This is a genomic window from Rhodovibrio sodomensis (assembly GCF_016583645.1).
In the GTDB taxonomy this organism is placed as follows: domain Bacteria; phylum Pseudomonadota; class Alphaproteobacteria; order Kiloniellales; family Rhodovibrionaceae; genus Rhodovibrio; species Rhodovibrio sodomensis.
This window is the reverse complement of sequence record NZ_NRRL01000165.1, coordinates 1-7,873: the sequence shown is the minus strand read 5'-3', so window position 1 is coordinate 7,873 and position 7,873 is coordinate 1. Positions and strand designations below refer to the sequence as shown.

At 69.1% G+C, this 7,873-nt stretch carries 5 protein-coding genes; all 5 read left to right on the top strand.

Translation table 11 applies throughout. The annotated features are described in order from the left end of the window. On the top strand, window positions 1-538 hold a 538-nt coding region (locus tag CKO28_RS25670; RefSeq protein WP_437127661.1), incomplete at its 5' end, for a TspO/MBR family protein. Between the two features lie 120 nt (window positions 539-658). Further along, on the top strand, window positions 659-1,474 hold the full coding sequence (locus CKO28_RS25665) for a site-2 protease family protein (RefSeq protein ID WP_200343963.1): 816 nt from the start codon (window positions 659-661) through the stop codon (window positions 1,472-1,474). Window positions 1,475-1,560: 86 nt separating this feature from the next. Beyond that, a complete protein-coding gene (locus tag CKO28_RS25660; RefSeq protein WP_200343961.1) occupies window positions 1,561-3,120 on the top strand; it encodes an efflux transporter outer membrane subunit in 1,560 nt (519 codons plus the stop codon). Next, entirely contained in the window at window positions 3,117-4,364 is a 1,248-nt protein-coding gene (locus CKO28_RS25655; RefSeq protein ID WP_200343959.1) for an efflux RND transporter periplasmic adaptor subunit, read from the top strand. Before CKO28_RS25660 ends, CKO28_RS25655 begins: the two co-directional genes overlap by 4 nt. After that, window positions 4,361-7,534, top strand: coding sequence for an efflux RND transporter permease subunit (locus tag CKO28_RS25650; protein ID WP_200343958.1), 3,174 nt, complete (start codon window positions 4,361-4,363; stop codon window positions 7,532-7,534). Before CKO28_RS25655 ends, CKO28_RS25650 begins: the two co-directional genes overlap by 4 nt. Window positions 7,535-7,873 lie beyond the last annotated feature (339 nt).

Here is a 7,873-nt window from a genome sequence, read left to right as displayed (position 1 = left end):
GCCCGGCCCCCATCTAGGACATGTGATGGCCCTGGACTCCGCGATATCGCTGATCGTGTCGGTCGTGCTCGCCCTGGCGGCCGCGGCCTCGGGGGCGTTTTTCAAACCCGGCACATGGTATCAGCAGCTGGCGAAGCCGCCGTGGCGCCCGCCGGACTGGCTGTTCGGCCCGGTCTGGATGGTGCTCTACGGCATGATGGCGGTCGCCGCCTGGATGGTCTACGAGACCGCCGGTTTCGCGGGTGCCGGCACGGCGCTCGGGATCTATCTGGTGCATCTGCTGTTGAACGCCGGCTGGTCGGCCGTGTTCTTCGGCATGCGGAGCCCGGGCTGGGGCCTGATCGAGGTGGTCGGCCTGTGGACCTCGATCGCGGCGACCATCGTGGCGTTCCTGCCAGTCGACACGACGGCGGCGCTGCTGCTGCTGCCCTATCTGGCATGGGTCAGCTTCGCCACCGCGCTGAACTTCCGGATCTGGCAGCTGAACCCCGGCGGCAAGCCGGCCGGCCAGCCCGCGAAGCCTGCGCAGACCGCCTGAACCCCGGGCCGGCGGCCGTCGCGCGGTGCGCCGACGCCCGTTGAAACCGGCTGGCCTCCGGCCAAACTCCAAGGGGCACGCGAATGGCGCGCTTGCCGACGCGCGCTTAAGGAGTTTGCCGTGACCTACCGGAACGACGATCGGGCCGACGGGGCCAACACCGACGGCGATGCCCAGCTGACCCCGCCCGCGCAGCGCCGCAAGGGCCGCACCGGCTGGTTGGGTCTGGGCTTCCTCGGCCTCAAGCTGGGTCCCAAGGTCGGCAAGTTGGCGCTCGCCGGGGCCAGCGTGGCCGCCTACTCCACCCTGTTCACCTGGGAATTCGCGCTGATCCTGGTGGCTGCGATCTTCGTTCACGAGCTGGGCCACGTCTGGTCGATGCGCCGCTGCGGCATGCCGGTCAAGGGCGTCTACCTGCTGCCCTTCGTGGGCGGCGTCGCGGTCGGCCAGGCGGACGCCGAGAACCGCCTGAGCGAGGCGCAGAACTACGAGATCGCCATGATGGGCCCGGTGTTCGGGCTCGCCTCCACGCTGCCGCTGCTGGCGGTCTACGCCGCAACGGGCAGCGACTTCTGGGGCACCTCCGCGGCCTTCGTGGCGATCGTCAACCTGTTCAACCTGCTGCCGATCTTCCCGCTCGACGGCGGCCGGGTTCTGCGCGCCCTGTTCGCGTCCGCCGGGCGCGGGCCGATGCTGATCGCGATGACCGTTTCGGTCGCCGTCACCGGGCTGGCGCTGTTCGCGCTCGGCATCGGCGCGATGGAGCTGTACGCCGAATTCCGCCACGGGCAAGGGACCGGCCACCCGATGTCGCGGACCACGATTGTGGCCGCGCTGCTTGCCTACCTCGGGCTTGCGGCCCTGTTCGGCGGGGTGATCCTGCTGGTCGCGGAGACCTCCGGCGGCGCGCTCGCGCTTGAGCTGCTGCGCGGCTGAGCGGCACGCTGGACGCAGGCGCGCACCCACTCCATTTTGACTGGCACGCGGCTAAAGCCGCTTGCCGCGTCGTGTCACGAGGACGCATGCCGGAAACCGTTTGCCCCCGCCCCACGCGCAGCCTCGCCGCGCTCGCGGGACTGGCGTTGCTCGCCGCCTGTTCGCCAGCCGCCGATCCGGTGGACACGCGCGCCGACCTGCCGGAACGGTTTTCCGCAAGCGGAGAGGCGCCCCGCCCGGATCCCTGGTGGCGCGCGTTCGAGGATCCCCAGCTGACCAAGCTGGTCGAACGTGCGCTGGAGCACCGGCCCAGCCTGCGGGAAACCTGGGCCCGGCTGGCTCAGGCGCGCGCCATCGCCGGGCGGACCGCCGCCGAGCGCTGGCCCAGTCTGGACGCCACCGGCGAGGCCAGCAGGCAGGACAGCGGCGACCTGCGCGCGGAGTCCGGTGGCGCCCGCGGTCCGAGATCGAGCCCCGCCGCCGTCCAGGGCAGCGACGGACAGAGCTACAACGTTGGCTTGAGCGCGTCCTATGAACTGGACCTGTGGGGCCGGATCGACGCCCGCGCCGACGCCGCTCGGCTGGACGCCCGGGCAACCCGCCAGCAGCTGGAAGCCGCCGCCCTGTCGCTGTCCGGCGAGGTCGCGGACACCTGGTACCGGCTGGTCGCCGAACGGGCCCGTCTGGACCTGCTGCGGCGGCAATTGGAGACCAACCGAACGGTCGAACGGATCGTCGAGGTGCGCGTGCTCCAGGGTCAAGCCGGTCTGGCGGACCTATTGCGCCAGCGCGAACTGGTCCAGCAGACCCAGGAGCAGATCGCCGCGGCCGAGGGTCAGGTGCGACTGATCGAGAACGAACTGGCGGTGCTGCTTGGCCGCGCGCCGCGCAACGGCGATCTGCCGGATGCCCGGCGCTTGCCCGACACGCCCGCCCTGCCGCGCACCGGCGTCCCGGCCGAACTGATCGCTCGCCGCCCGGACGTGCAGGAGGCGCTGCTGCGGGTAAAGGCAGCCGACAAGCGGGTCGCGGCGGCGATCGCCGAGCGCTTTCCGCGGATAGATCTGACCGCGTCGCTGCGCAGCGCGGCCGCCCGGCCGGGCGATCTGCTGACGACCTGGACGTCCAACCTGGCGGCCCAGCTGAGCCTGCCGCTGTTCGATGCCGGGCGGCGCAAGGCCGAGGTCGACCGGACCGAAGCCGTGGTCGCGCAGCGGCTGGCGGCGTTCGAGGACACCGCCCTGACCGCGCTGCGCGAGGTCGAGGACGCCTTGGCCCGGTTCGACCAGCAGCGCCGGCGGATCGACCGGCTGAACCGGCAGATCGATCTCGCGCGCCAATCGGTGGAGCGGCTGCGCGCGCGCTACGTCAACGCCGACGCGGATTATCTGGACGTGCTCGATACCCTGACCCGCGTGCAGACCCTGGAGCGCCAGCTGATCTCGGCGCGCCGGCAGCGCTTGGCCGCGCGCGTCACGCTCTCGCGCGCGCTGGCCGGCGACGTCGATGCCCCGGCGCCCAGCGGCGAGGCGTTCGACCTGCTGATCCCCGCAGACCGGGGGGACGACGCCGACGCAAATCGGCCGGATACCACTAAGGCGAACACCACCAAGGCGGAGACCACCAAGGCGGAGGGCCGGACGTGAGCGCGACATCCGATCCAGGCGGGCTGGGGGACCGCCGGGCACCCGGCCGAACGGCCTTGATGGTCCTGGTGAAAGGCGTGCTGCCGCTGCTCGTCCTCGCCGCCGCGGCGGGCGGCGCCTATTGGCTGCTAGCGCATCAGCCCGGCACCGAGCGCACTGAGGAGGCGCCCGGCGAGAGCGCGCGTCTGGTCGAGGTAACCCGGGTCAATCGCGGTGCCTACGACGCCATGGTCGAGGCGTGGGGCGAGGTGATCCCGGCGGACCAGGTCGAGCTCGCCCCACGGGTCGGGGGTGCGATCGTGCAGGTTGCCGAGACCCTTGAGCCGGGAGGCCGCGTCGCCAAGGGCGAGGTCCTGGCGAAGATCGACAAGAGCGATTACCAAGTCGCCCTGGAACGCGCGCAGACTGCTTTAGCCAAGGCCAAGGCGGATCTTCGGATCGAGCAGGGCAACCAGAAGGTGGCCCAGACCGAGGCCAGGCTGCTGAATCAAGAACTGAGCCCACAGGAACGCGCGCTGGTCCTGCGCAAACCACAGTTGCAGCAAGCCAAGGCCGACGTCGCGGCCGCCCGGGCGGACGTGCGCCAGGCGCGCCTCGACCTGCGGCGCACGACCGTCGAAGCGCCGTTCGACGCGGTGGTCAGAAGCGTGGCGATCGATACGGGCAGCCAGGTCTCAGCCGGCATGACCATCGCGACCCTGATTGCAACGAACCGCTATTTCGTCGAACTGGCGATTCCGGCGGCGAAGCTGCAATGGATCACGGCCCGGCAGTCCAGCCAGGGCGCCGGCTCGCCGGTAACACTCGCCAACCCGAGCGTCTGGGGCGAAGGGCGCACGCGCCGCGGCGAGGTGGTGCGGGTCCGCCCGAACCTGAGCGAGCAGGGCCGAATGGCCCAGATCCTGGTCGAGGTCACCGAGCCGCTGGACCGTGAGCCGCCGATGCTGGTGGGCAGCTATCTGCGCGGCCGGATTCAGGGCCGGCGCCTGGACGCGGTGGTCGCGCTCGACCGGCAGAACCTGCGCGAGGGCGACAGCGTCTGGGTGATGACGGCCGAGGACCGCTTGCAGATCCGGGCGATCGAGATCGCCTACCGCGGGCCGCGGCGGGTCTATATCAGCGCGGGCCTGTCGGGCGGCGAGCGGGTCGTGACCAGCGACATCGCCACTCCGACCAACGGCATGAAGCTGCGCACCCGCGAGGACGGCGGCACACCCGCCCAGACCGGCGGGGGGGCGGTTTGAGCGACCCGTCCGACCCACCGCAGGACGCCTTGGCACGCCGCCGGGCGAACCGGCCGGGCGCGAGCGCGCGCGGCCCGCTCGCCTGGATGGCCCGCCACCGGGTCGCGCCCAACCTGCTGATGGCGGTACTGCTGATCGGCGGCCTGTTGATGTCGACCCAGATCAAGCAGGAGGTGTTCCCGGCGTTCCAAAGCGACACCGTGATCGTCCAGGTCGCCTACCCCGGCGCCAGTCCGGCCGAGGTCGAACAGGGGGTGATCCTGGCGATCGAGCAGGCCGTCCAGGGGATCATCGGGATCGACGAGGTCCGCTCCACGGCCCGAGAGGGGATGGGCACGGTCACCGCCGAGGTCCAGCAGTCGGCGGATTACCAGCAAGTCTACCAGAAGGTTCAGCAGGCGGTCGACTCGATCACCACCTTGCCGGACGATGCCGAAGAGCCGCAGATCAAGACCACCGAGTGGCAGCGCGACGTCCTGGATCTGCAGCTCTACGGCGACGTCGACCGGCAGGTCCTGCGAACCGCCGCCGAACGCGTCCGTGACGCGTTGATCCAGCACCGGAACATCAGCCAGGTCGGCCTGGAGGGCATCCGCGAGTACCGGATCTGGATCGACGTTCCGCAGGCCGCGCTGCGGTCCTACGACTTGACCCTGCAAGAGGTCCGCAACGTGGTCGCGCAGTCCGCGCTCGACCGGGCAGGCGGCAGTCTGGAAACCGGCAAGGGCGAGTTCCTGGTCCGCCTGAAGGAGCGCAAGGAGTTCGCCGACGAGTTCGCCCGGATCGCGGTGGTCACCAGTCCCAGCGGGTCGATCGTCCGTCTGGGCGACATCGCGGAGGTGTCCAACGGCTTCTCCGAGGCCGACCAGGCGGCCTGGTACAACGGCAAGCCCGCGATCGGCATCGAGGTCTTCCGGGTTGGGAGCGAAACCCCGCAAGGGGTCTCGGAGGCGACCCGCTCGGTCCTGCCCGAGGTGATGGCGGAGCTGCCCCGGCAGATCGACTACGCGATCCAGGACGACAACTCGAAAATCTACCAGCAGCGCGTCGACCTGCTGCTCAAGAACGGCTTCATCGGGCTGTGCCTGGTGCTGCTGCTGCTCAGCCTGTTTCTGGAATTCAAGCTCGCGTTCTGGGTCACGGTGGGTATCCCCGTGGCGTTCCTGGGGACCTTCATCTTCCTGCCGGCGTTCGGCGTCTCCATCAACATGGTCAGCCTGTTCGCCTTCATCCTGGCGCTCGGCATCGTGGTGGATGACGCGATCGTCGCCGGCGAGAACATCTACGAGCACCGCCAGCGCGGCATGGGCGCGATCGAGGCCGCGATCCACGGCGCGCGCGATATCGCGGTGCCAATCTCGTTTTCCATTCTGACCAACATCGTGGCGTTCCTCCCGATGGCGATGATCCCGGGCAGTTGGGGCCAGATCTGGGCGGTGATCCCGGCGGTCGTCGCGACCGCGCTGGTGATCTCCTGGGTCGAGGCGCTGTTCATCCTGCCCGCCCATCTCGGCCACGTGCGCGAGCGCGGGCGGAGCCGAGCCGCCGTCCGGCTGCACGCCCTGCAAAGGCGCTTCGCCGACGCCTTCCAGGCGGTCACGGACCGGGTGTTCGCGCCGTCGCTGGCGGTCTGCATGCGGCTGCGCTACCTGACGGTCGCCGTTGCGGTCGCGATCCTGGCGATCATCGTGGCGATCCCGATGAGCGGACGGATGGGCTTCATCCTGATGCCGGAGGTGGAATCCAGCGTCGCCGAGGCGACCGCCGTGCTGCCAGTCGGCGTGCCAGATGCGCGCACCCGTCAGGTCCGCGAGCGCATGATCGAGGCGGCCCAGGGCGTCCTGGCGGAAAACGGCGGCGACCGGCTTGGCGACGGCACGTTCGCGCTGATCCAGGGAAACCAGGTCGAGATCCGCGTCTACCTGACCGATCCCGGCGTGCGGCCAATCTCGACCCAGGCGTTTATTGAGAAATGGCGCGCGGCAGTGGGCGAGCTGTCGGGAGTGAATTACGTCCGCTACTCCAGCCAGGGGGGACCCGGCGGCGGGCCGTCGGTGTCGGTCGAGCTCAGCCATCCCGACATCGACACCCTGGAGCGCGCGGCGGAAGACCTCGCCGGGCGTCTCGACGCCCTGGCGCCGGTGCGCGATGTCAGCGACGGCACTGGCAGCGGCAAGCCCCAACTGGACATTACCCTGACTTCAGAGGCGCGCGCCCTGGATCTGACGGCTGCGGAGATCGGTCGGCAGGTGCGCGGCCAGTTCTACGGCTTGGAGGCGGTCAAGCAGCAGCGCGGGCGCAACGAGGTGACCGCCATGGTCCGCGCGCCACGCTCGGAACGCGACGGGCTGGAGGACATCGAGGAGATGCTGATCCGAGTACCCGGCGGCGGGTCGATCCCGTTGCAGCAGGCCGCCGACGTCACCCGCGACCGCGCCTATACCGAAATCACCCGGCGCAACGGCCGGCGGACGATCACGGTCACCGCCAACGTCAACCCGATCGAGGCGACCAGCCGGGTCACCGACACCCTGCGCCAATCGATCCTGCCGCAGATGGCGCGCGACTATCCCGGACTGGACTACACGTTCGGCGGACGACAGGAATCCATGCGCCAGGCCCTGGAGTCCTTCCTCTACACCGTCTCGGCGGCGCTGTTCCTGATCTTCGCCCTGTTGGCGATCCCGCTTAGGAGCTACGTCCAGCCACTGATCGTCATGGCGGCGATCCCATTCGGCGTGGTCGGCGCGATTATCGGCCATCTGATCATGGGCTACGCGCTGTCGATCATCTCGATCATGGGGATGATCGCGCTGGGCGGCGTCGTGGTGAACGGGGCGCTGGTGATGATCGATTACGCCAACCGCCGGCTCCGGGAGGGACACGACGTCTTCACCGCGATGCACATGGCCGGCGTGCGGCGGTTCCGGCCGATCGTGCTGACCACCCTGACCACGTTCGGCGGCCTGGCGCCGATGATCTTCGAGACCAGCCGGCAGGCGCGCTTCCTGATCCCGATGGCGCTGTCGCTGGGCTTCGGCATCCTGTTCGCCACCGCGATCCTGTTGGCGCTGACGCCATGCCTCTATCTCGTGCTGGACGACATCCGGCGGCTGCCGCAGCGCCTCGGTCTGAGCGCGAGTCCCCGGGCCGGCGCGCCTGCGGAGTAAACGGCGCACACCTATCGCGGTATTTCCGGTACGCGGCTCCCCTCAAACATGTATTCGAAGGGATAGGCCGCAATTACCTCTAATGCGCACAAACGTCCGACAATTTGAGTTTGCACACCAAAATGCCACAGCAAGCGGTCGTTAAGCATCGCAGAAGTGCGGCTTTGCACCGATTCCTGGCGCGGCCTACGCAAAAAGCGTTAATGTTTTGTTATACCCCTAACCTTCCAAAACCCGAAAATCTTGGTGGGTTATAATGCGGAAGTTGTCGGACACCTGTTCGCGGAATGCTTTCCATTCTCTTGGAATAGTCTCTCGGAAGAACGCCAGGATGGCGTC

Excerpts from the sequence above, each read along its gene's own strand:
- CKO28_RS25660 (WP_200343961.1), top strand. The coding sequence starts at position 1,561 with ATGCCGGAAACCGTTTGCCCCCGCCCCACGCGCAGCCTCGCCGCGCTC.